Below are 22,936 nucleotides of genomic sequence, written 5' to 3'. Positions count from 1 at the left end.
GACACGGCGTCGGGGCCGGAGGTGACGACGACGAGGCGGGCCGTGACCCACGGGGCCTTGCCGCAGGCCTGCGATGTCCGACCCCTCGGGCACGATGGGTCCCATGAGCTCCCCCGCCCCGGCCCCGCCCGACCGCGACGCGTTGCGCGCCCGCGCCGACGAGCTGCTCTCGGCGCTCGCCGGGCCCGGCGCCCGGCTGCGCGAGGACCAGTGGACGGCCATCGAGGCCCTGGTCGTGGACCGCCGCCGCGCTCTCGTGGTGCAGCGGACCGGTTGGGGAAAGTCGGCGGTGTACTTCATCGCCGCGCGTCTGCTGCGCGAGTCCGGCGCGGGCCCCACGGTGATCGTCTCGCCGCTGCTGGCGCTCATGCGCAACCAGGTCGAGTCGGCCGCGCGAGCGGGCGTGCGGGCGGCGACGATCAACTCGGCCAACATGACCGAGTGGGACGCGGTGCGCGAGGCCGTCCGCGCGGGCGAGGTCGACGTGCTGCTCGTGAGCCCGGAGCGGCTCAACAACCCGGACTTCCGCGACACCGTGCTGCCGGCGCTCGCTGCCGACGCCGGGCTCGTGGTGGTGGACGAGGCGCACTGTGTGTCGGACTGGGGGCACGACTTCCGGCCCGACTACCGGCGCATCCGTACCCTGCTCGGGGACCTGCCCGAGGGCGTGCCCGTGCTGGCCACCACCGCCACCGCGAACGACCGCGTGGTGCGGGACGTGGCCGCGCAGCTCGGCGTGGGCGCCCACGGGACCGACACGCTGGTGCTGCGCGGCGGCCTGGACAGGGAGTCGCTGCGCCTGTCGGTGGTGGACATCGCGGACTCGGAGCGCCGCGCCGCGTGGCTGCTGGAGAACCTCGAGGACCTGCCCGGGAGCGGGATCGTCTACTGCCTCACCGTGGCCGCGGCCGAGGACATGGCGGAGCTGCTGGCCTCGGCCGGCCACCGCGTCCGCGCGTACACCGGCCGGACCGACGCCGCCGAGCGCGAGGAGCTCGAGGCGGCGCTGCTGGCGAACGACGTCAAGGCGCTGGTGGCCACGTCGGCACTGGGCATGGGCTTCGACAAGCCGGACCTGGGCTTCGTGGTGCACCTGGGCGCGCCGCCGTCGCCGATCTCCTACTACCAGCAGATCGGCCGCGCAGGCCGTGCCGCCGACCGCGCCGATGTGGTACTGATACCGGGGCCCGAGGACCGCGCCATCTGGAACCACTTCGCGTCCCTGGCGTTCCCGGGCGAGGACGTGGTGCGGCGGGTCCTCGGCGCGCTCGAGCCCGACCGGCCGCAGTCCACGCAGGCCCTCGAGCCGGCGGTGGACCTGGGGCGCACGCGCCTGGAGATGGTGCTCAAGGTGCTCGACGTGGACGGCGCCGTCCAACGCGTCCGCGGCGGCTGGATGGCCACCGGCGAGCCCTGGGAGTACGACGCCGAGCGGTACGCCGGCCTGGCCGAGGCGCGACTGGCCGAGCAGCAGGCGATGCTCACCTACGAGCGCACCGACGGCTGCCGGATGGAGTACCTGCGCGGACAGCTCGACGACCCGACGCTCGACCCTTCCTCGGGCGGGTGCGGCCGCTGCGACAACTGCACGGGCGAGCGCCGCACGACGGCGGTCGAGGAGAGTGCGCTCACCCGCGCCCGGCACGCGCTCGAGCGGCCCGGCGTGGTGATAGCGCCGCGCAGGCAGTGGCCCACCGGGCTCGCCCGCCTGGACGTCCCGCTCAAGGGCCGCATCTCCGACGGCCCGGCCGAAGGACGGGCACTGGCCCGACTCACCGACCTCGGACTGGGGCAGCGGATCCGCGGGCTGCTCGCCGAACCGGACCAGGAGCCCCCCGACTGGCTGGTCCACGCCTGCGTCCCGGTCCTGCGCGAGTGGGGATGGGAGGAACGTCCGGCGGGCGTCGCCGCGCTGACGAGTGGCGAGCGCCCTCTACTGGTGCAGAGCCTCGCGCGCCGACTCGCCGAGATCGGCCGGATGGACTACCTCGGCGAGGTCGGCCGCGATCCCGCCCTGCCGCCGGTGACCGCGCAGAACTCCGCCTACCGCGTGGCGCAGTTGTGGGGCACGTTCGGCGGGCCGGACGGCGCCGCCGAGGGCACGGTGCTGCTCGTCGCGGACACCGTGGGCACCGGCTGGACGGTCACGGAGGCGGCCCGGCACCTCCGGTCCGTCGGGGCCGACGCCGTGCTCCCCCTGGCCGTGGCGTCCGCGGGCTGACCTGACCCGCCCGACCCCTGATACCAGAGTGGTACCGTGGCGGCATGGCCATGACACTCCGACTGACCAACGCAGAAGACGAGGCGCTCACCGCCCTCGCCGCGGCGGAGGGCGTGAGCAAGCAGGAGGCGGCGATCCGCGCGATCCTCGACCGATCCGCCCGGCTGGCCCAGGATGCCGAGGTGCGGACCGCGGCCCGCGAGGCGATCGCCCGCTACGGACCACTGCTCGATCGCCTCGCACGGTGACCCGGCACCTCATACTCGAGGATCTCCTCGCCATCGTCGACGAATTGGGGGTGGGACCGGTACGCGACATCGGACTGCTGGACGCGGCGGCGCACCGCCCTCGCTCGACCCTGTTCGGCGTTGACGCCTACCCCGATCTGGACACCAAGGCAGCCGCGCTACTCCACTCGCTCGTGCGGAACCACTGCCTCGCGGACGGGAACAAGCGCCTGTCCTGGGTGGCGGTGGTCGTGTTCTACGCGATCAATGACGTGAGCCTCGAAGCCCCCGAGGACCCGGCCTACGACCTCGTGATCGACGCGTCCACCGGAGCGATCGACGTCGGGGAGATCGCGCGCACTCTCGCGACATGGCGTACGCGGTAGAACCGGACGCCGCCCGTCCACGCCTGTCGAGTCAGCCCGACCTGGCGCGCCACGCACGGCGTGCGAAGACCCCCACCCCGACCAGGGCGGCAAGTACCACGGCTGCGATCAGCGGGCGCGCCATCTCCCGCGTCCGCTCCCCCGCCAGGGTCGTCTCGATGTCGGCGGGCGGCTCCCCGGTACCGAGCGCCTCCTCGACGGCGGCCCGCGGGTCGAGCCGTGTCCCGTCCTGCAGCGCGAACATCCCGCCCGAACACATGTCGGCGTTCCAGTCGCCGGGTCCGTCGACTCCGGCGACGGCTCGGTCGGACACCACGACGACCTGTTCGACGCCTTCGGCGAATCCCGTCCCACACGCGGCGCCGTCGCTCGGCGTGGAGACCACCGTCCGTGCTCCGATCTCACCGGCATAGACCCGCTCCACGGTGAACTCGAACGACACCGTCTCGTCCGTCTCGCGGACCGCCACCGGGGTGCCGACGAACACCCCGGGCATCCGGTGCAGTTGGTCCCGGACCCCCCCTTCGTCGTGAACAGATGGCAGCTGCACGCGGTGGCCGGCGGGGCGAGGGCCACCGCGGGGGCCGCCGAGACGGCCGACGGCAGAAGCACGACGGCACCTACCGCCCCGGTGCGCACCTCAGACCTCGCGCGCCATCGCCCGCCCGGCCTTGAGCCCCGAGAAGATGCAGCCGCCGAGGAACGTCCCCTCGAGCGCGTTGTAGCCGTGGACGCCGCCGCCACCGAAGCCGGCGACCTCGCCCGCCGCGTACAGGCCCGGGAACGGCTCGCCGCCGGGGCGCACGCACTGCGAGTCCAGCGTGGTCTCGATGCCACCCAGGGTCTTGCGGGTCATGAGGTGCACCTTGACGGCGATGAGCGGCCCGCCCGAACCGGCGGCCGAACCCTTCCCCGGCCCGGAGTCGGCGAGCAACTTGTGCGGCTTGGCCAGGCGAGTGAGCTTGTCGGTGAGCACCCGACGTGAGTTGTGGATGGCCTGCACCTGGGCGTCCTTGGCAAAGGCGTTGTCCATCTGGCCGTCCATCGACAGGACGAACTCGCGGACCTTCTCCACGTCCAGCTCAGGCTCACCCTCGCGGACGAGGCCGTTCATGCCCGCGACCAGCTCCTCGAGGGTGTCGGCCACCACCCAGTCCACGCCCTTCTCGGCGAACGCGCCGATCGACGGCGGCAGCCCCTTCTTGGCGCGGGAGACGAACTTCTTGAGCTCCTTGTCCGTCATCTCCGGGTTCTGCTCGGACCCGGACAGGACGAACTCCTTCTCGGCGATCGCCGAGTCGAGCACGAACCACGAATAGTCGTACCCGGTGGCGCGGATCGCCTTGATCGAGGCCGTGGTGTGGAAGCCGGGGAACAGCGGGACGGGGATCCGGTCGCCGTGGGCGTCGAGCCAGTACGTCGAGGGGCCGGGGATGATCCGGATGGCATGCGAGGGCCAGATGGGCGCGAAGTTGGCCACACCCTCGGTGTAGTGCCACATCCGGTCGCGGTTGATGAGGCTGGCGCCGGCCGCGCCGGAGATCTCCAGCATCCGGCCGTCCACGTGCTCGGGCACGCCCACGATGAGGTCCGTGGGGGCCTCGCCGAGCCGGTCGGTGGGCCAGTACCGCCGCACCAGGTCGGGGTTGCCGCCGATGCCGCCCGAGGAGACGAGCACGGCCCCGGCCCGGAACTCGAAGGTCCCGGTCTCCTCGCGCGGTGAGGCCACACCGCGGTCGAGGTCGCACGGCACGAGGGTGGCGCCCCGGACGCCCACGGCGCGACCGTCCTCGACCACGATCTCGTCCACCCGGTGCCGCACAGCGAAGCGCACCCGCCCCTCGGCGGCGGCCGCGCGCACGGGTTCCTCGAACACGCGCACCACCTCGGGTCCGGTCCCCCACGTCACGTGGAAACGCGGCACGGAGTTGCCGTGACCATCCACGTCCCCGCCGCCGCGCTCGGCCCAGCCGACGGTGGGGATGATCCGCAGGCCCAGCTCGTGCAGGTAGCGCCGCTTCTCCCCCGCCGCGAACTCGACGTAGGCGCGCGCCCACTGCCGGGGCAGCTCGTCCTCGGGGCGGTCGAAGTCCGCCGAGCCGAGCCAGTCCCGCCAAGCCAACTCCAGCGAGTCGTGGATGCCGATGCGGCGCTGCTCCGGGGTGTCGATCATGAACAGCCCGCCCAGGGACCAGTAGGCCTGGCCGCCGAGGTTCTTCTCGTTCTCCTGGTCCACCACCAGCACCTTCTTGCCGGCGCGGCTCGCCTCGTACGTGGCGACCAGCCCGGCGAGCCCGTGGCCCACCACGATGATGTCGGGCGCGAAGCCGGGCTCGGGTGCGGGCAGCGGACCGGCGTTCGCCGCGGTCGAGGCCGACGGCGGGGCGTACGGCGGGTACACGGGGTGGACGGGCCGGGCCTCGCCGGCGGTGCGCACGGAGTCGGTCATGGGTCCAGTGTGCCGTGGCCCCCCACCGCGGGGATCGAATACGGCCAGTCGCCGGGGTCGCCCTCCTCGCCGTCGACCCCGGCGGCCCGCAGCCCCGGCAGCGCGTCCACGCGGACGACGGGCCGGGGGTCCACCACGTCCCCCGTCCTCACCCGGCCAGCCCTCATGCCGCCACGGTACCGTCGCCTCCATGCGAATCCACCGACTCAACTGCGGGACCCTCCGGGCACCCGGCGGGCCGATCCCCTGCCGTGTCCTCCTGGTCGAGGCGCCCGGCGGGCTGGTCCTGGTGGACACCGGGCTCGGGCTGCACGACGTGGCCGACCCCGCCGGCCGCCTCGGCCCGCTCCGGCACCTCATCCGGCCCGCGCTGGACCCCGCCGAGACCGCCGTCCGGCGGATCGCGGCGCTGGGTCTGGACCCCGCGGACGTCCGCCACGTGGTGCTCACGCACCTGGACGCGGACCACGCCGGCGGACTCGCGGACGTGCCGCTGGCGTCGGTCCACGCCTCCGCGACGGCGCTGACGTGGGCGATCCGCACCCCACGCTGGCTGGAGCGGCGCCGCTACCGCCGGGCCCAGTGGGCGCACGGACCCCTGTTCACCGACCACGAGTTCGGGGCCGAACGCTGGGAGGGCTTCCGGGTGGTGCGGCTGGACCAGGTGGCACCGGGAATGCTGCTCGTCGAGCTCCCCGGCCACACGCGCGGGCACGCCGGTGTCCTGGTCCCCGGTGGTGACGACGGGCCCGACGTGCTCCACGCCGGCGACGCCTTCTACCACCGCGGACAACTCGACCCGGCCGTCGCCGTCCCGGCGCAGATCCCGGTCCAGGAGCGGCTGTTCGCCCTCGAGCCGTCGGCCGTCGCCCTCACGCACGCCCGGCTGTCGGCGCTCGCCGAGCGCCGCGGCGAGACGCTGGACATCGTGTGCGCACACGACCCGTCCGGCCCCGGCGGCACTGCCGACGCGGGAGGGCCCGCCGGGTGAGGATCCGCGAGACCGCCTGGACGCCGGCCGAGCACACCGAGCCGGACGTCGACCTCGCCGACCGCGTGCGCGCCCTCGCCGACCTGCTCCGCGGCCGACGCACGGTCGTCCTCACCGGCGCGGGGATCTCCACGCCGTCGGGCATCCCCGACTACCGCGGCCCGGACTCACCCGCCCGCACCCCGATGACCTACCAGCAGTTCGTGGGCGACCCCGGGTTCCGCCGCCACTACTGGGCGCGCAACCACCTGGGCTGGCGGCACATGGAAGCGGCCCGGCCCAACTACGCGCACGTGATGCTCGCCCGCTGGGAGCGACGCGGGCTGGTCACCGGCGTCATCACGCAGAACGTGGACCTGCTGCACCTCAAGGCCGGCAGCCGGACGGTGGTGGACCTGCACGGCACATACGCGGTGGTGGCGTGCCTGGACTGCGGAGCTCGTCAGAGCCGGTGGGCACTGCACGAGGAGCTCGAGCGGCTCAACCCCGGGTTCGCGGAGCGGGTGGCCTCGCGCGGCGCGATCGAGGTGGCGCCGGATGCCGACGCGGTGCTCGCCGACACGGCCGACTTCCGCCCGGCCGTGTGTCCGGCCTGCGGCGGGGTGCTCAAGCCGGACATCGTGTACTTCGGGGAGAACGTCCCCTCGGCCCGGGTCGCGGCCGCCAACGCGCTCGTCGATTCGGCGGACGTCCTCCTCGTCGTCGGATCCTCCCTCACCGTCCGCTCCGGCTACCGGTTCGCGCGGCGGGCGGCCACCACCGGCATCCCGGTCGCCGTGGTCAACCGGGGCCGCACCCGCGCGCACGACGAGGCGGCGCTCACCCTGGACGGCGACTGCGTCGAGGTCCTCGCCGCCTGCGACCGACTGCTCTGACCGCGCGGGGAGCAGGGTGGATACTGGGGCCATGCACTCACCGCTCACCCCGGACGGAGCGTGGCGCCGGCTGCTCGACGGCAACGCCCGCTACGTCACCGGCGACGCCCTACACGCACACCAGGATCACGACCGGCGGCTCGCGCTCGCGGACCGGCAGACCCCGTTCGCGCTAGTCCTGGGCTGCTCGGACTCGAGGGCGCCCGCCGAGGTGCTCTTCGACCAGGGCCTGGGCGACCTGTTCGTGGTGCGGACCGCCGGCCACATCCTCGACTCCGCCGTGCTCGGATCAGTGGAGTTCGGCGTCGACGTGCTGGAGATCCCGCTCGTGCTGGTGCTGGGCCACACGCGGTGCGGCGCGGTCAGGGCCACGCTCGAGTCGATCGACCGGCACCGCACTCCGGCGGGCTATCTGCGCGACGTGGTGGAGCGCGTGTCGCCGGCCGTCTTCGAGGCCCGACGAGACCCGGACGCCGGTCCGGACGAGGTCACCGCGGAGAACGTGCGCCACACGTGCCTGGGGCTCCGGGAGAAGTCGGCGGTCCTCACTCGCGCTGTGGAGATGGGCCGGACCGCGATAGTGGGCGCGGTCTACGACGTCGTCGAGGGGCACGTCACGCCCGTCGTGGCCGAGGGATCGGTGGAGCTCGGGCTCAGACCGTGACGAGGTCGTCGGCGTGCACGAGCGGGCGGCCCTGGCCGCCGGCCGCCGCGCCGGTCTCGCGCTCGCGCAGACGGCGCCGCACGTCCAGTGAGTCGTACTGGGCGATCCCCCGGGCCACCACCGCCCCGTCGGGATCGTGTAGCTCGATCACGTCGCCGAAGTGGAACTGGCCCTCGACGCCCGTGACGCCGGCGAGCAGGAGGGAGCGGCGCGATCCGGTGACCGCCCGGACGGCGCCCGCATCGAGCGCCACCGAGGCGCGGGCGTCGGCGGCGTGGCGCACCCAGAAGCGGCGGGCGGTCATCCGCTCGGGGCGGGCGGCGAACACGGTGCCGACGCACGGGTCGGCGGCCAGCGCCCCGGCGGCGAGCTCGGCGGCGGTGAGCAGGACGGGGATCCCGGCGTCGGACGCCAGCCGGGCGGCCGCGAGCTTGGAGGCCATGCCGCCGGTGCCGAGCGCGCCGCCGGCGCCGGCCACCACGCCGTCGAGGTCGTCGGGGCCGGCCACCATGGTCACCGGGGTGGCGTCGCCCTTGCGAGGATCGGAGTCATAGAGGGCGTCCACGTCGGAGAGCAGGACCAGCGCGTCGGCGCCGATGAGGTGGGCGACGAGCGCGGCCAGCCGGTCGTTGTCGCCGAACCGGATCTCGTTGGTCGCCACCGTGTCGTTCTCGTTGACGATCGGCACGGCGTGCAGCGTCCGCAGCCGGTCGAGGGTCCGCTGGGCGTTGGCCGCACTCTCCCGTCGGCCGATGTCGGCGGCGGTGAGCAGCACCTGGCCCACCACGCGGTCGTGCCGGGCGAACGAGTCGCCCCACGCGCGGGCGAGCTCGAGCTGACCCACGCTCGCCGCGGCCTGTTTGGCGGCCAGCGCCGTGGGCCGGCGCGACATCCCGAGCGGCGCCATGCCGGCGCCGATCGCGCCGGAGGAGACCACGAAGACGTCGGAGCCGGCCGCCATGCGGGCCTGGCACACGTCGGCGAGCGCGTCGAGCTCGGCGCGGCGGATCCCGCCGTCGAGGCTCGTGATGGCCGACGAGCCGATCTTCACCACGACGCGGCGCGCGCCGCCGATACGCTGCCGCAGGTCCCGCTCGACCGCCCCGGCCGACGAGTCGGCCCCGGAGGAGCCCCCGCTCACTCGAGGATCTCCTCGTCGGGGTCGATGAGGCCGCGGCGCACGCGCTTGCGGTACTTGCGCTCGGCGGCGCCCACGCGCTCGTCCGACTCGAGGCGGATGTCGGTGCCGCGGCCGGTGCGCATGAGGTCCACGCCGGCGGGCGTCTGCGGCTCCCAGTCGAAGGAGACGTCGCCGATGGTGACCGTGCAGCCCTCCTCGGCGCCCGCGGAGATGAGCGCCTCCTCGACGCCGAGCCGGGCCAGCCGGTCGGCGAGGAAGCCCACGGCCTCGTCGTTCTCGAAGTCGGTCTGGCGGATCCAGCGTTCGGGCTTGGTGCCGGTCACCACGTAGCCGCCGGGGGTGGCGGGGTCGCGGCGGATCTCGAAGTCACCGGCGTCGACCGCCTTGGGGCGGATGACGATCCGCTCGGGCGCCGCCACCGGATGCGCCTTGCGGTGCGCGGTGACCAGCTCGTAGAGGCCGTAGCGCAGCTCGTCGAGCCCCTTGTGGGCCACCGCGGAGATCGCGTAGACGGGCCAGCCCTTGTCGCGGAAGTGCTGGGTGACCATCTCGGCCATGTCGGCGGCGTCGGGCACGTCGATCTTGTTGAGCACCACTACGCGGGGCCGGTCGGCGAGGTCACCCAGGCCCGCGTCGGCGAGCTCGGGCTGGTAGGCGGCGAGCTCGGCCTCGAGCGCGTCGACGTCGGAGACCGGGTCGCGGTCGGCCTCGAGGGTGGCGCAGTCCACCACGTGGGCGAGCACGGCGCAGCGCTCGATGTGTCGCAGGAAGTCCAGGCCGAGGCCGCGGCCCTGGCTGGCGCCGGGGATGAGGCCGGGGACGTCGGCGATGGTGAACGTGTCGTCGCCCACCGACACCACACCCAGGTTGGGCTGGAGGGTGGTGAAGGGGTAGTCGGCGATCTTGGGCTTGGCCGCCGAGAGCACCGAGATGAGCGAGGACTTTCCCGCCGACGGGTAGCCCACGAGGCCGACGTCGGCCATGGACTTGAGCTCCAGCGTGACGTCCTTGACCTCGCCGGGCTCGCCGAGCAGCGCGAAGCCGGGTGCCTTGCGGGCGCGGGAGGCCAGGGCCGCGTTGCCGAGACCGCCCTTGCCGCCCTCGGCGGCGACGAAGCGGGTGCCGGGGCCGGTGAGGTCGGCGAGCAGCTCACCGCGCTCGTCGAGCACCACGGTGCCGGGCGGCACGGCCAGCACGAGGTCATCTCCCTGGGCGCCGTTGCGATTGCCGCCCATGCCGGGCTGGCCCTTGCCGGCCTTGGCGTGGGGCCGGAAGTGGAAGTCCAGCAGGGTGTGGACCTGGGGCTCGACGACGAGGACGACGTCGCCGCCCCGCCCGCCGTTACCGCCGTCGGGCCCGCCGAGCGGCTTGAACTTCTCCCGGTGCACCGAGGTGCAGCCGCGGCCGCCGTCTCCCGCCGCGAGGTGGAGGACAACGCGGTCGACGAATCTCGACATGGTGGGAGCTCCTCCTCCGGGACGTGGAACGGGATGTGGTGGCGAAAATGCTCTCGGGGGCCGGGTGTGGGATCCGTAGACCCCGCCCGGCCCCCGAGGGCGACTCGTGTCGGTGGTTGGTTACCGGGCTCAGGCCTCGGCGCCGACCGGCACGATGTTGACGGTCTTGCGGCCGCGCTTGGTGCCGAACTCGACCGCACCGGCCGAGAGGGCGAACAGCGTGTCGTCGCCGCCGCGGCCGACGCCCACGCCGGGGTGGAACTTGGTGCCGCGCTGGCGCACGAGGATCTCGCCGGCGTTGACCTCCTGGCCGCCGAAGCGCTTCACACCGAGGCGCTGGGCGTTGGAGTCGCGACCGTTACGGGTGCTGGACGCGCCCTTCTTGCTTGCCATGTCCGTGTCCCTCCTTCAGGGATGACGCCGCTGGCGCCGGGGTGGTGGCCGAGCCGGCCGGAGTGGTTACTTGATGCCGGTGATCTTGACGACCGTCAGCGGCTGACGGTGGCCCTGCCGCTTGTGGTAGCCGGTCTTGTTCTTGAACTTGTGGATCCGGATCTTGGGACCCTTGGTCTGCTCGACGATCTCGCCGGAGACGGTGACCTTGGCCAGGGCGTCGGCGGCGGACGTGACGGACGAGCCGTCGACCACGAGGATCGGGGACAGGGACACGGAGGTGCCGGCCTCGCCCTCGATCTTCTCGACCTTGACGAGGTCCCCTTCGGCGACCTTGTACTGCTTGCCGCCGGTCTTGACGATCGCGTACATGGAGGGCTTCCCCTTGCTTCTCGGGTGTGCGGGCGCCCTGCGGCACCCACACCTGGTGTGCGGTGTTCTCTTTTGCTCGCGGACTCGCGCCGGTCCGGTACTCGGGGCGCGACGTCCTGCGCGGCTGCCCATACGACGGCATAGGGCCGCGACGAGCGACTTGTCAAGGTTACGGCCCGGCGGCACGGTGGGTCAAACCGGCCGCCCCGCCGGGCCTCACCCCTCGTCTAGCCCGCGTCCTCCGGGGCGACCGTGGGCCGGGTGGCCCGGCGGCGGGCGGGACGCCTGCGGGGCTCCGCGACCACGGCCGTGGGGGCCTCGGCCAGTGTCGCGGCCTCGACCGCGACCGCCGCGACGGGCGCCGGGTCCTGCTGCGCCACCGCGTGCGGGGCTGCGGCCCCGGCCTCGCGGCGGGTCGAGCGACGGCGTGGGCGGCGGGCCGGAGCAGACCGCTCCGCGACCGGCGGCGTCTGCTCCGCGACCGGCGGCGTCTGCTCGGCGACCGGCGCCGCGGTGGCCGGCTCCTCGGCCTGCACGGCCTGCTCGGTCACGGTCTCGACGGCCTCCGCCGCCTCGGCCACGACGGCGGCCTCGTCCTGCGCGGGCTCGGCGTCGGCCGGGGCAGCCGTGACGTCCTCGGTCGAGGGGGTCACCGCGGCGTCTGCGGCCGGGGTGTCGGCCCCCTCCCCCGCCGTGCGTCGGGAGGAGCGACGACGGCGACGCGGACGACCCGTGCCCTCGTCCCGCTGCTCGTCCTTCTGCTCCGGACGGGCGGCCTCGTCGACCGCACCGGCCCCGGCGTCCGACTGCTCCCCCGACGCCGGGGCGGCGGTCTCCTCGGTCGTGGTGGCGGTGGCGGTGCTGACCTCGTCGTCGTCACCGTTGCGCTGCATGGCCAGCGCCGCCGGGTGCGCGGACGGTGCGGGGCCACCCTTGCGGAGCGCGGGCTGCGACTCGGACTGACCGCCCCCGGAGCTCCGGCCCCCGCGGCGCCGGCCGCGACGCGAGCCCGGCTCGTCGGCGTTGTGCGACTCGGTGTGGATCGGGTCGGCGTGCACGATGAGTCCGCGGCCCTGGCAGTGCTCGCACGGCGTGGAGAACGCCTCGACGAGCCCGGTGCCGAGCTTCTTTCGGGTGAGCTGGACCAGGCCGAGCGAGGTGACCTCGGAGACCTGGTGGCGGGTGCGGTCGCGGCCAAGGGCCTCGGTGAGGCGGCGCAGCACGAGGTCCCGGTTGGACTCCAGGACCATGTCGATGAAGTCGACGATCACCATGCCGCCCACGTCCCGCAGGCGGAGCTGGCGCACGATCTCCTCTGCGGCCTCGAGGTTGTTCTTGGTGACGGTCTCCTCGAGGTTGCCGCCCGAGCCGGTGTATTTTCCGGTGTTGACGTCGATGACGGTCATGGCCTCGGTGCGGTCGATCACCAGCGAGCCGCCCGACGGCAGCCAGACCTTACGGTCCAGTGCCTTGGCGAGCTGCTCGTCCACACGGTAGGTGCCAAAGACATCGACGTCGGGGGTCTCGTGGCGCTCGAGCCGCTCGACCATGTCCGGCGCCACCCGCGAGACGTAGTCGTGCACCGTGGTCCACGACGTCTCCCCCTGGATGACGAGCTTCGAGAAGTCCTCGTTGAACAGGTCGCGCACGACCTTGACCAGCAGGTCCGGCTCCTCGTAGAGCGCGATCGGCGAGCCGGAGCCCGAGGACGTGCGCTTCTGCGCGGCCTCGGAGATCTCGGCCCACTGGGCGGCCAGACGCTCGACGTCGCGGCCGATCTCCTCCTCGCTCACGCCCTCGGCGGCGGTGCGGATGATGACGCCCGAGCCCTCGGGGACGACGTCCTTGAGAATCGCCTTGAGGCGGCGCCGCTCGGTGTCGGGGAGCTTGCGGGAGATGCCGGTGGAGTTGCCGTCCGGCACGTAGACGAGGAAGCGGCCGGCCAGCGAGATCTGCGTGGACAGGCGGGCGCCCTTCTGGCCCACCGGGTCCTTGGTCACCTGCACGAGCACCATGTCGCCCGGCTTGAGCGCCTGCTCGATGCGGCGGGCCTTGCCGCCGAGTCCGGCGGCCTCCCAGTTGACCTCACCGGCGTAGAGGACGCCGTTGCGGCCGCGGCCGATGTCGACGAACGCGGCCTCCATGCTGGGCAGCACGTTCTGCACGCGGCCCAGGTAGACGTTGCCCACCATCGAGCGCGCGGACTCGGTGGTGACGAAGTGCTCCACGAGCACCTTGTCCTCGAGCACGCCGACCTGGGTCATGATCCCCTTGCCGTCGGCACGGTCCTTCTCGCGCACCACCATGACGCGGTCCACGGACTCGCGGCGGGCGAGGAACTCGGCCTCGGAGAGGATCGGCTGGCGGCGGCGCCCGGCCTCGCGGCCGTCACGCCGACGCTGGCGCTTGGCCTCGAGACGGGTGGAACCGGTGATGCCCTGCACCTCGTCGTCGGAGGACGTGGCCTGTCCCCCGCGCCCGGAGCGCCGGCGCGGCTCGCGCTCGTGGATCTCGGTGTGGGGCGGGTCGTCGTTCGCCCCCTGGGTGTCGTCGGAGCCCGAGCCGGAGCCGGAGCGACGACGACGCCGCCGGCGACGCCGCGACGAGGACCCGCCGCCGGAGGTGCCGTCGGAACCGTCCGGGGGGGAGTCGTCGCCGGAACCGTCCGTCGCCTCGTCGCCCGTCCGGTCGTCCGCGGAGGTGTCGTCGGCGGCGTCGCTCTTCGCCTCGGCGTCCCCGCGCTTCGCGGAGGGGGATTCGCCCGAGTCGCCGGCGTCGCCGGAGTCGGCGCCCGTCCCGGCGCCCTGCTCGTCGGCGGAGGACTCGCCCCGGCCCCGGCCGCGTCCGCGGCGACCGCGGCGCCGGCGACGGCCGCCGCCCTCGGGCTGGCCCCCGGAATCGGGGCCGCCGTCGTCGGCGGGGCCGCCGGACTGCGCGGACTCCGCGGAGTCGTCCGCCGCGGCGGCCTCGTCGCGTGCGGGCGCGTCCCGGCGGGGCGTGTCGGTCTCGGCGGGCACGGGCTGCGACTCGTCCGGCGAGAGGAACAGCGGCGAGAAGCTGGGGGTCTTGCTGGAGCGCCGGCGGCGGCCGCCGCCCTCGTCCGTGCCGACCTCGCCGGTGACGATCGCCTCCGGCAGCGGCTCGCGGGCGGGGGTCTTCTCCGCGGTTTTCTCGGCGGCGGACTTCCGGGCGGTCTTCTTGGCGGGCGCCTTCGCTGCGGGCGTGTCCGCGGTCTTCTCGGCCGTCTTCCCGGCGGCCTTCTTCGCCGGGGCCCTGCGGTCGGGCTTCGCGGCGGGCTCCGGGGCCGCGGCCGGCGCGGCGCCGTCGCCGGTGGTCTCGCCCCCGGCTTCGCCACGCGAGGAGAACCACGAGATCAGCGCGTCGCGGGTCACCGACGACTGGGCGCTCTTGATCTCCACGCCCACCGCCGACATGGCGGCGAGGAACTCCTTGCTCGTCATCCCCACGGCCTTGGCGGCGGCGTGGGCGCGCATCTTCTCGGGAAGCGCGGTGAGGTCGTCGATGGTCAGGGTCGGATCCGACACGGGTCTCCTCTGGCCGGACTCCGGGCGCGATCACGTCACCGGATCTCCGGTGACCCACGCCGCCGCACGGGGCCTGGCGTTTCTCTGGTCTGGGCTCCGCGCTGGCGGAGCGACGTCTTGTGGTCCACGTACCCGGTTGGATCCGGGCCGCGGGTGGCGGGCGCCCGATCCGGGGCGGACTGGTGGTCCACACGCCAGGAAGCGAGCTGTCCGCCATTCTCCCACACACGGGGCCGCGGCGTCGTGTCGCGGGCTCGCGAGTCCCGTTCCCGGACGCCCGGGCCCGCCCCGGAATGCGACGGCGCCCGCCGGTCCGGGTGGACTGGCGGGCGCCGGGTCGGTACGCGGGGAATCCGTGCGGGTCTACAGGTTCGGGAACCAGAGGGCGATCTCGCGAGCGGCCGACTCCTCGGAGTCCGAGCCGTGCACGAGGTTGAACTGGGTCTCCAGGCCGTAGTCGCCACGGATCGAGCCGGGCGCGGCCTTCTCGACCGGGTCGGTGCCGCCGGCGAGTTGGCGCCACGCGGCGATCGCGCGCGGGCCCTCGAGGACGCCCGCCACGACGGGGCCGGAGGTGATGAACTCGATCAGGTCGCCGTAGAACGGGCGTTCCTTGTGCTCCGCGTAGTGCTCGGCCGCGGTCTCCTGCGGCGTCTGCCGCAGGTCCATCGCCACGATCGTCAGGCCCTTGGCCTCGATGCGGGACAGGATCTGCCCGGTCAGGCCTCGCTGGACGCCGTCTGGCTTGATGAGGAAGAAGGTTCTCTCGGTCACGCCGGCCATGCTACAGAGCCCCCTGCCACCTATAGCCACACACGTGGCAAGCATCCGCGCGGGACATCTTCCGAGTGGCTCCGGGGGCGGGAGGTTCGCTCAGTCATGCTGGCTGGCCAGGAAGCCGCCGGCGATCCGGCGCGCGAGGTCGCGGCGCAGATAGAGGATGTACACCCACACGGCGACAAACATGAGGCCGCAGGCGCCCATCGACCAGTGCACGATCCAGCCCGGCAGCACGGCGAGTCCGGCCAGGACGAGGTTCATGGGGATCGCCCACCGGCGCCGCTGCAGGCCGCTGCCCACGAGCATCGCCACGGCGAGCAGGGAGACGAACCACACCTTCCACGGCTGGAAGTGGACGCCGTCGTCGACCCGCGCGATCACGGTGAGCACCAGGCCGATGACGATCGCCTCGAGGACGAGCGTGCCCGCCATGATCCCGCGTAGGCCCTTCCACGGGTCCACCGACGGGGCGTGTCCCTCCCCGCGCGGGCTGGTCCGACCGGACTGGGCGTTGCTCACTGGGCGTCCTTTCCGAACAGGTCACGGGCGGCGCCGGCGGTCACCACGGAGCCGGTCACCAGCACCCCCACGCCCGAGACGTCGTCGTCGGCGGTCGGGTCCGGCACCCCCACCAGGTCGAGCGCGGCGCTCACCGCGTCGGGCAGCGCGTCCACCACGTGGACCCGCTGGGCGGTGAACCGCTCCTCGGCGATCCGGGCCAGGTCGTCGAGGTCCATGGCGCGCGGGCTGGCGGCTCGGGTCACCACGACGTCCTCGACCACCGGCTCGAGGGCGGCGAGGAAGGCGTCGGCGTCTTTGCCGTCGAGCATCGCCACCACGGCGACGAGACGTTTGAAGTCGAACTCGGAGGTCACGGCCTCGGCGAGGGCCCGTCCGCCGTGCCCGTTGTGGGCGGCGTCGACGAGCACGGTCGGGCTCGAGCTCAGGCGCTCGAGGCGGCCGGGGCTGTCCACGGCGGCAAAGCCCGCGCGGACACGTTCCGGGTCTAGCGCGCGGTCCGGGCCGGCGCCGAAGTAGGCCTCCACGGCAGCGAGCGCGGTGGCGGCGTTCTCCGCCTGGTGCGCGCCGAACAGCGGCAGGAAGACATCCGGGTACTCGCCGCCGAGCCCGCGCAACGTGATTTGCTGTCCGCCCACGGCGAGTCGGCGGTCCACCACGTCGAACTCCGACCCCAGGCGCGCGACCACCGCGCCCACCTCGACGGCGCGGCGCAGCAGCACCTCCATGGCCTCGGGCTCCTGGCGTCCGATCACGGCGACCGGGTCCCGCGGCAGCAGGTCGTCCTCCGGCCCGGGTTGGATGATCCCGGCCTTCTCGCCCGCGATCTCCGCCAGGTCGGCGCCCAGGTAGTCGGTGTGGTCCAGGCCCACGGGGGTGACGACGGCGACGGCCGGGCGCACCACGTTGGTCGCGTCCCACGTGCCGCCCATACCCGTCTCCACGACGGCCACGTCGACGGGGGCGTCGGCAAACGCGGCGAAGGCCATGCCGGTGAGCACCTCGAAGTAGCTCATGCGCGGCCCGCCCGCGGCCTCGGAGCGCTCGTCCACGAGCTCGAGGTAGGGCCGGATCTCGTGGTAGGTGTCAGCGAACAGCCGCGGGGTGATCGGCTCGCCGTCCAGGGCGATGCGCTCGGTGACGGACTGCAGGTGCGGGCTCGTCGTACGGCCGGTGCGCTGGTGCAGGGCCCGCAGCAGGGCGTCGATCATCCGCGTCACCGACGTCTTGCCGTTGGTGCCGGCCACGTGCACCACCGGGTAGGCGTGCTGCGGGTCACCGAGCACGCCCATGAGTTCGGTGATCCGATCCAGGCTCGGCTCGAGCTTGGTCTCGGGCCAGCGGGTGGCCAGCTCGGCCTCCACCGCGGCGAGGTCCGCGGTGTCGGCCTGCCACTCGGGGCTGCCCACCTCGGGGACGGGGCGCGGCGGGAGGTGGTCGTCGGCGTCCGGGTCGGCGGCCTCCTCGTCGCCGGGGATCGGCCCGCCGAGCGGCAACGCGACCAGCCCATCCTCGCCGAGGAGCTCGGCCACGTCCTCCTCGGTGGGGGTGTCCCAGCCCTCCTCCGGGTCATGCGGCCCCGGGCGCGGTCGACGGCTCATGCCGGCGGCATCCCCTCGAGCCGCGCGGTGATCCGTGCGACCTCGGCCTCGGCCACGTCCCGGCGGCCGCGGATCTTGTCCACCACGTGCTCGGGCGCCTTGCCGAGGAACGCCTCGTTGCCCAGCTTGGCGCTCGTCTGCTCGAGCTCTTTGCGCGCGGCGGCGAGGTCCTTCTCCAGACGCCGGCGCTCGGCCGCGAGGTCGATCGTCCCGGAGGTGTCGATCTCCACCGTGACCGTGGCGCGGCTCAGCCGGACCTCGAGCGAGGCGGTCGCGACGAAGTCATCGGCGGCGGGGGTGAGCCGCGCGAGCGAGGCCACCTGGTCCAGCAGGTCGGCCGGCAGGTCCGCAGCGTCGGCGCCCATGATCCGCGCCGGGACCCGCTGGCCGGGCTTGAGTCCCTGGTCGGAGCGGAAGCGGCGGATCTCCGTGACGAGGTGCTGGGTGTCGCCCACCCGGCGCACCGATTCGTCGGCGCCCGCGGACGGGGCCACGTCGGAGGGCCAGTCCGCGATCACCACCGACTCGCGCCCGGTCAGGGCCGTCCACAGGGTCTCGGTGACGAACGGGATCACCGGGTGCAGCAGCCGCAGCAGGACGTCGAGGACGTGGCCCAGCACGAGCCGCGTGTGCTCGGCCCGCTCGGAGCCGCGCGCCTCGTCGTCACCACCAAACTGAACCTTGGCCAGTTCCAGGTACCAGTCGCAGACCTCGTCCCACGCGAAGTGGTACAGCGCCTCGCACGCCTTGGAGAACTCGTAGCGGTCGAGCTGCGCGTCCACCTCCTCGCGGACCCGCCCCAGGCGGTGCAGGATCCAGCGGTCGGCGTCGGTGAGCTGCTCGGCCGGCGGCAGCTCCCCCACCCGCGCGCCGTTCATCAGCGCGAAGCGGGTGGCGTTGAACAGCTTGGTGGCGAAGTTGCGGGAGGCCTGCGCGGCGTCGTCGCCCACCGACAGGTCGCCACCCGGGTTGGCGCCGCGGGCCAGCGTGAACCGCAGGGCGTCGGCACCGAAGCGCTCCACCCAGTCCAGCGGGTCGATGCCGTTGCCCTTGGACTTGGACATCTTCTGCCCGTGTTCGTCGCGCACCAGGCCGTGGAGGAAGACGTCGGTGAAGGGCACCGGCCCTGGCGCGGCTGTGTCTCCGGTGAGGGTCCGGCCCACGAAGGTCCCGAACATCATCATGCGCGCCACCCAGAAGAACAGGATGTCGTAGCCCGTGACCAGCACGGACGTCGGGTAGAAGCGCTCGATATCGGCCGTGCGGTCCGGCCAACCCATCGTGGAGAACGGCCACAGACCCGAGGAGAACCACGTGTCGAGCACGTCTGTCTCCTGGGTGTACCCGGCGGGCGGCTCGTCATCGGGTCCTACGCACACGACCTCGCCGTCCGGCCCGTACCAGATCGGAATCCGGTGCCCCCACCAGAGCTGGCGGGAGATGCACCAGTCGTGCATGTCGTCCACCCAGTCGAACCAACGCGGCTCCTGGCTCTTCGGGTGGATCACGGTGTCGCCGCCACGGACCGCGTCGCCGGCCATGCGCGCCAGGTCCTCGACCTTGACCCACCACTGCAGCGACAGGCGCGGCTCGATCGGCTCGCCCGAGCGCTCAGAGTGGCCGACCGAGTGCACGTAGGGGCGCTTCTCGGCGACGATACGGCCCTGCTGCGCCAGCGCCTCACGCACGGCCTTCCGCGCTTCGAAGCGGTCCATGCCGTCGAAGCGCGTCCCCGTGCCCTCGATGTGGCCGGTCGCGTCCATGATCGACGGCATCTCGAGGCCGTGGCGACGGCCGATCTCGAAGTCGTTGGGATCGTGCGCCGGCGTGACCTTGACCGCGCCCGTACCGAACTCGGGGTCCACGTGCTCGTCGGCCACCACCCGCATCGTCCAGCCCTCGCGGAACGGGTGCGGAAGCTCGGTGCCCACCAGGTGGGTGTACCGCTCGTCCTCCGGGTGCACCGCGATCGCCGTGTCGCCGAGCATCGTCTCCAGCCGGGTGGTGGCCACCACGAGGTGCGGCTCAGCGTCGTCCATCGAGCCGTAGCGGAAGCTCACGAGTTCACCCTCGACGTCCGCGTACTTGACCTCGATGTCCGAGATCGCCGTCTGCAGCACCGGCGACCAGTTGACCAACCGCTCCGCGCGGTAGATCAGGCCCGCGTCGTAGAGTTCCTTGAAGATGGTCTGCACCGCGCGGCTCAGGCCCTCGTCCAAGGTGAACCGCTCGCGCGACCAGTCCACGCCGTCGCCGAGTCGGCGCATCTGCTCGCCGATCGTGCCGCCCGACTCGGCCTTCCACTCCCAGACCTTCTCCACGAATGCCTCGCGGCCGATCTCGTGGCGGTCGATCCCCTGCTCGCGCAGTTGCCTGTCCACGAGCGTCTGCGTGGCGATGCCGGCGTGGTCCATGCCCGGCAGCCACAGCACCTCGAAGCCCTGCATCCGCTTGCGGCGGCTCAGGACGTCCATGAGCGTGTGGTCCAGCGCGTGGCCCATGTGCAGGCTGCCCGTGACGTTGGGGGGCGGCAGGACGATCGAGTACGGCGGCTTGTCGCTGGTCGCGTCGGCCTCGAAGTAGCCCGCGTCCACCCAGCGCTGATACAGCTCCGCCTCTACCTCGCCGGGATTCCACGAGGCGGGCAGGGAGTCCGCACGAGAGGTACCGGGGCCGGGAGTCGCTGGAGTCGTCACCAGGCCATCCTAGGCAATGCCGCGGGGAGGCCTCAGACCAGCCCGAGCCCCTGCACGGCGTCGCGCTCCTCGACGAGCTCGGCGACCGAGGCGTCGATCCGCGCGCGCTGGAAGTCCGAGATCTCCAGGCCCTCGACGACCTCCCACTCGGCGCCGCGGCTGCGGCACGGCAGGCCGGTGACCACGCCCTCGACCGTCCCGTACTGCCCGCCGGACGGCAGGGCGACGGTGGTCCACGAGTCGCCGGGCGTGCCCTGCACCCAGTCGCGCATGTGGTCGATCGACGCGCCCGCGGCCGACGCCGCGGAGGAGGAGCCGCGCACCGCGATGATCTCCGCGCCGCGCTTGGCGACCTTGGGGATGAAGGTGTCGGTGAGCCACGTCTCGCCGATCCCGGCGGTGACGGGCTCGCCCCGGCGGGTGAGGTAGGAGACGTCGGGGAACTGCGTGGCCGAGTGGTTGCCCCAGACGACGGCGCCGTCGAGCTCGCCGACCGGCGCGCCGAGGCGGGTGGCCAGCTGGCTCAGCGCCCGGTTGTGGTCCAGGCGCATGAGTGCGGTGAACCGGCCCGCCGGGACGTCGGGCGCGTGGCGGTGCGCGATGTAGGCGTTGGTGTTGGCGGGATTGCCCACGACGAGGACGCGCACGTCCTCGGCCGCGTGGTCGTTGATCGCCTTGCCCTGGTCGCGGAAGATCGCGCCGTTGGCGGTGAGCAGGTCCGCGCGCTCCATGCCCTTGCCGCGCGGCTTGGCGCCCACGAGGAAGGCCGCGTTGGCGCCCTCGAAGCCGGCGTTCGGCTCGTCCGTGATGTCGATCGACGCGAGCGTGGAGAACGCGCAGTCGTCGAGTTCCATGGCCACGCCCTCCGCCGCGCCGACCGCGGACGGGATCTCGAGCAGGCGCAGGCGGATCGGGGTGTCCGCGCCGTAGACCTCGCCCGCGGCGAGCCGGAACAGCAGCGAGTACGCGATCTGGCCGGCGGCGCCGGTGACGGTGACGGTGACCGGGGCGGTCGAGGTCATGTGTGGGGGCCTTCCTCATACGACGACGGGGTCGGCCCCCACCCTAGTGAGGGACGACCCCGTCGCGCGGGCCCGCGGAGCACCGGCCACCCCCTGTTCACCTGGGGAGCGGGGCGGTCAGTCGGCGTGGACCTCGGCGCCGGTCTTGGCGCGGACCTCCTCGAGCGTCACGTCCGGGGCGAGCTCGACCAGGCGGAAGCCCTCGTCGGTGACGTCGAGGACGCACAGGTCGGTGACGATCCGCTGGACGCAGGCCTTGCCGGTGTACGGCAGCGTGTTCTCCTGCAGGAGCTTGAGCTCACCCTTGCGGGTGACGTGGTCCATCATCACGATGACGCGGCCGGCGCCGTGGACGAGGTCCATCGCGCCGCCCATGCCCTTGACCATGGCGCCCGGGATCATCCAGTTGCTCAGGTCGCCGTGCTGCGAGACCTGCATGGCGCCGAGCACAGCCACGTCGACGTGGCCGCCGCGGATCATGGCGAACGACTCCGACGAGGAGAAGAACGCCGCCCCCGCCGCCGCGGTGATGGTCTCCTTGCCGGCGTTGATCATCTCGGGGTCGAGTTGCTCGCGCGTCGGGTACGGGCCCACGCCGAGTATGCCGTTCTCCGAGTGCAGCGTCACCTCGACGCCGGCCGGGACGTGGTCCGGGATGAGGGTCGGCATGCCGATGCCGAGGTTGACGTACTGGCCGTCGGTGAAGTCGGCGGCGATGCGGGCCGCCATCTGCTCGTGGGTCCAACTCATGACCGCTCCTCCCCGGTGGTGCTCAGCTTCTCGATCTCGACGCCGGTCTCCTGGCGGCAGACCTCGACGATGCGTTGGACGAAGATGCCGGGGACGTGCACGTCCGCCGGGTCGATCCCACCCGGCTCGACGACCTGTTCGGCCTGGACGATCGTGATGCGCCCGGCCATGGCCACGTCGGGGTTGAAGTTCCGGGCCGTGCCGCGGAACTGAAGGTTGCCGGCGGTGTCCGCCTTGTGGGCGTGGACCAGGGCGAAGTCGGTGACGATCGAGCGTTCGAGGACGTACTGCTCGCCGTCGAACACCCGGACCTCCTTGGGCTCGGAGGCCTTGGCGACGCCACCCTCGCCGTCATACCGGAGCGGCAGGCCCCCCTCGGCGACCATCGTGCCGACGCCGGCCGGCGTATAGAAGGCGGGGATGCCGGCGCCGCCGGCGCGCATGCGCTCGGCGAGCGTGCCCTGTGGGGTGAGTTCCACCTCGAGCTCGCCGGAGAGGTACTGGCGGGCGAACTCCTTGTTGGCGCCCACGTAGGAGGCGGTGGTCCGCGTGATGCGGTGCGCCTCGAGCAGCTTGCCGAGGCCGAAGCCGTCTGTGCCGCAGTTGTTGCTCACGGTGCTCAAGTCCGTGGCGCCCTGCACGAGGAGGGCGTCGATGAGGACGGCGGGGATGCCGACCAGACCGAACCCGCCCACGGCCAGGGACGCGCCGTCCGGGATGTCCGCGACTGCCTCGGCGGCCGAGGAATAGATCTTGTTGGTCATGTCACATACGATAGCGTGTGTTCGCATCTTGTACAACTGTTCGCCTTTCGCACCAGCGCGGCGTATCGTGGAACACATGAGGG

Annotated in this window: 21 protein-coding genes; 6 read left to right on the top strand and 15 right to left on the bottom strand. The window is 73.1% G+C overall.

Going from position 1 to position 22,936, the window contains the following annotated elements; genetic code table 11:
- The first annotated feature begins 94 nt into the window (after nucleotides 1–94).
- Genes ACH0BZ_RS07785 through ACH0BZ_RS07775 form a run of 3 tightly spaced genes read left to right on the top strand, consistent with a single transcriptional unit; the run spans nucleotide 95 to nucleotide 2,834 of the window.
- Nucleotides 95–2,221, top strand: coding sequence for a RecQ family ATP-dependent DNA helicase (locus ACH0BZ_RS07785; protein WP_406897723.1), 2,127 nt, complete (start codon nucleotides 95–97; stop codon nucleotides 2,219–2,221).
- Nucleotides 2,222–2,265: 44 nt separating this feature from the next.
- Entirely contained in the window at nucleotides 2,266–2,469 is a 204-nt protein-coding gene (locus ACH0BZ_RS07780) for a CopG family transcriptional regulator (RefSeq protein WP_406897520.1), read from the top strand.
- Entirely contained in the window at nucleotides 2,466–2,834 is a 369-nt protein-coding gene (locus ACH0BZ_RS07775) for a type II toxin-antitoxin system death-on-curing family toxin (RefSeq protein ID WP_406897519.1), read from the top strand. Before ACH0BZ_RS07780 ends, ACH0BZ_RS07775 begins: the two co-directional genes overlap by 4 nt.
- Nucleotides 2,835–2,865: 31 nt before the next feature.
- Here ACH0BZ_RS07775 and ACH0BZ_RS07770 read toward each other — a convergent pair whose 3' ends face one another.
- The 3 genes from ACH0BZ_RS07770 to ACH0BZ_RS07760 form a co-directional block, all read right to left on the bottom strand.
- Nucleotides 2,866–3,330: a hypothetical protein gene (locus tag ACH0BZ_RS07770; protein WP_406897517.1), complete on the bottom strand. Its 465-nt coding sequence runs from the start codon at nucleotides 3,328–3,330 to the stop codon at nucleotides 2,866–2,868.
- Nucleotides 3,331–3,474: 144 nt separating this feature from the next.
- Entirely contained in the window at nucleotides 3,475–5,283 is a 1,809-nt protein-coding gene (locus ACH0BZ_RS07765) for an FAD-binding dehydrogenase (protein WP_406897515.1), read from the bottom strand.
- Nucleotides 5,280–5,450: a hypothetical protein gene (locus tag ACH0BZ_RS07760; RefSeq protein ID WP_406897513.1), complete on the bottom strand. Its 171-nt coding sequence runs from the start codon at nucleotides 5,448–5,450 to the stop codon at nucleotides 5,280–5,282. Before ACH0BZ_RS07760 ends, ACH0BZ_RS07765 begins: the two co-directional genes overlap by 4 nt.
- 23 nt (nucleotides 5,451–5,473) lie before the next feature.
- Between ACH0BZ_RS07760 and ACH0BZ_RS07755 the strand changes: the two genes are divergently transcribed.
- From ACH0BZ_RS07755 to ACH0BZ_RS07745, 3 genes are read left to right on the top strand one after another with little or no spacing between them, the layout of a single operon-like run.
- A complete protein-coding gene (locus tag ACH0BZ_RS07755) occupies nucleotides 5,474–6,274 on the top strand; it encodes an MBL fold metallo-hydrolase (protein WP_406897512.1) in 801 nt (266 codons plus the stop codon).
- On the top strand, nucleotides 6,271–7,149 hold the full coding sequence (locus ACH0BZ_RS07750; RefSeq protein ID WP_406897510.1) for a Sir2 family NAD-dependent protein deacetylase: 879 nt from the start codon (nucleotides 6,271–6,273) through the stop codon (nucleotides 7,147–7,149). The genes ACH0BZ_RS07755 and ACH0BZ_RS07750 overlap by 4 nt, the downstream gene beginning before the upstream one ends.
- A 31-nt stretch (nucleotides 7,150–7,180) precedes the next feature.
- Nucleotides 7,181–7,813, top strand: a complete 633-nt coding sequence (locus ACH0BZ_RS07745; RefSeq protein ID WP_406897508.1) for a carbonic anhydrase — start codon at nucleotides 7,181–7,183, stop codon at nucleotides 7,811–7,813.
- Here the strand turns inward: ACH0BZ_RS07745 and proB are convergent.
- The 12 genes from proB to ACH0BZ_RS07685 all read right to left on the bottom strand — a co-directional run bounded on the left by proB (nucleotide 7,803) and on the right by ACH0BZ_RS07685 (nucleotide 22,853).
- Nucleotides 7,803–8,954 carry a glutamate 5-kinase gene (gene proB / locus ACH0BZ_RS07740; RefSeq protein ID WP_406897506.1) on the bottom strand — a complete coding sequence of 384 codons (1,152 nt, stop codon included), beginning with the start codon at nucleotides 8,952–8,954 and terminating at the stop codon, nucleotides 7,803–7,805. The two genes, ACH0BZ_RS07745 and proB, sit on opposite strands and share 11 nt — an antisense overlap.
- Entirely contained in the window at nucleotides 8,951–10,411 is a 1,461-nt protein-coding gene (gene obgE / locus ACH0BZ_RS07735) for a GTPase ObgE (protein WP_406897504.1), read from the bottom strand. The genes proB and obgE overlap by 4 nt, the downstream gene beginning before the upstream one ends.
- 129 nt (nucleotides 10,412–10,540) lie before the next feature.
- Nucleotides 10,541–10,804, bottom strand: a complete 264-nt coding sequence (gene rpmA, locus ACH0BZ_RS07730; protein ID WP_406897502.1) for a 50S ribosomal protein L27 — start codon at nucleotides 10,802–10,804, stop codon at nucleotides 10,541–10,543.
- A 66-nt stretch (nucleotides 10,805–10,870) separates the two neighbouring features.
- Nucleotides 10,871–11,176 carry a 50S ribosomal protein L21 gene (gene rplU / locus ACH0BZ_RS07725; protein WP_406897500.1) on the bottom strand — a complete coding sequence of 102 codons (306 nt, stop codon included), beginning with the start codon at nucleotides 11,174–11,176 and terminating at the stop codon, nucleotides 10,871–10,873.
- Nucleotides 11,177–11,403: 227 nt separating this feature from the next.
- Nucleotides 11,404–14,721 carry an Rne/Rng family ribonuclease gene (locus ACH0BZ_RS07720; protein ID WP_406897498.1) on the bottom strand — a complete coding sequence of 1,106 codons (3,318 nt, stop codon included), beginning with the start codon at nucleotides 14,719–14,721 and terminating at the stop codon, nucleotides 11,404–11,406.
- Between the two features lie 363 nt (nucleotides 14,722–15,084).
- Entirely contained in the window at nucleotides 15,085–15,495 is a 411-nt protein-coding gene (gene ndk, locus ACH0BZ_RS07715; RefSeq protein WP_406897496.1) for a nucleoside-diphosphate kinase, read from the bottom strand.
- Between the two features lie 99 nt (nucleotides 15,496–15,594).
- Complete coding sequence (locus ACH0BZ_RS07710) at nucleotides 15,595–16,020, bottom strand: DUF4233 domain-containing protein (RefSeq protein WP_406897494.1); 426 nt, start codon at nucleotides 16,018–16,020, stop codon at nucleotides 15,595–15,597.
- The gene (locus tag ACH0BZ_RS07705; RefSeq protein WP_406897492.1) at nucleotides 16,017–17,621 is read right to left on the bottom strand and encodes a bifunctional folylpolyglutamate synthase/dihydrofolate synthase; all 1,605 of its coding nucleotides are present in this window, start codon (nucleotides 17,619–17,621) and stop codon (nucleotides 16,017–16,019) included. Before ACH0BZ_RS07705 ends, ACH0BZ_RS07710 begins: the two co-directional genes overlap by 4 nt.
- On the bottom strand, nucleotides 17,618–20,317 hold the full coding sequence (locus tag ACH0BZ_RS07700; RefSeq protein ID WP_406897490.1) for a valine--tRNA ligase: 2,700 nt from the start codon (nucleotides 20,315–20,317) through the stop codon (nucleotides 17,618–17,620). The genes ACH0BZ_RS07705 and ACH0BZ_RS07700 overlap by 4 nt, the downstream gene beginning before the upstream one ends.
- A gap of 32 nt (nucleotides 20,318–20,349) precedes the next feature.
- Nucleotides 20,350–21,339, bottom strand: coding sequence for a malate dehydrogenase (locus ACH0BZ_RS07695; RefSeq protein ID WP_406897488.1), 990 nt, complete (start codon nucleotides 21,337–21,339; stop codon nucleotides 20,350–20,352).
- A gap of 117 nt (nucleotides 21,340–21,456) precedes the next feature.
- On the bottom strand, nucleotides 21,457–22,089 hold the full coding sequence (locus ACH0BZ_RS07690; RefSeq protein ID WP_406897486.1) for a 3-oxoacid CoA-transferase subunit B: 633 nt from the start codon (nucleotides 22,087–22,089) through the stop codon (nucleotides 21,457–21,459).
- Nucleotides 22,086–22,853, bottom strand: a complete 768-nt coding sequence (locus ACH0BZ_RS07685) for a CoA transferase subunit A (protein ID WP_406897484.1) — start codon at nucleotides 22,851–22,853, stop codon at nucleotides 22,086–22,088. The genes ACH0BZ_RS07690 and ACH0BZ_RS07685 overlap by 4 nt, the downstream gene beginning before the upstream one ends.
- Between the last annotated feature and the right edge of the window lie 83 nt (nucleotides 22,854–22,936).

The organism is Dietzia sp. 179-F 9C3 NHS (genome assembly GCF_045369825.1).
Classification (GTDB): Bacteria; Actinomycetota; Actinomycetes; order Mycobacteriales; family Mycobacteriaceae; genus Dietzia.
Note: the sequence above shows the minus strand (reverse complement) of the source record. Positions and strands in the feature narration are given on the sequence as shown.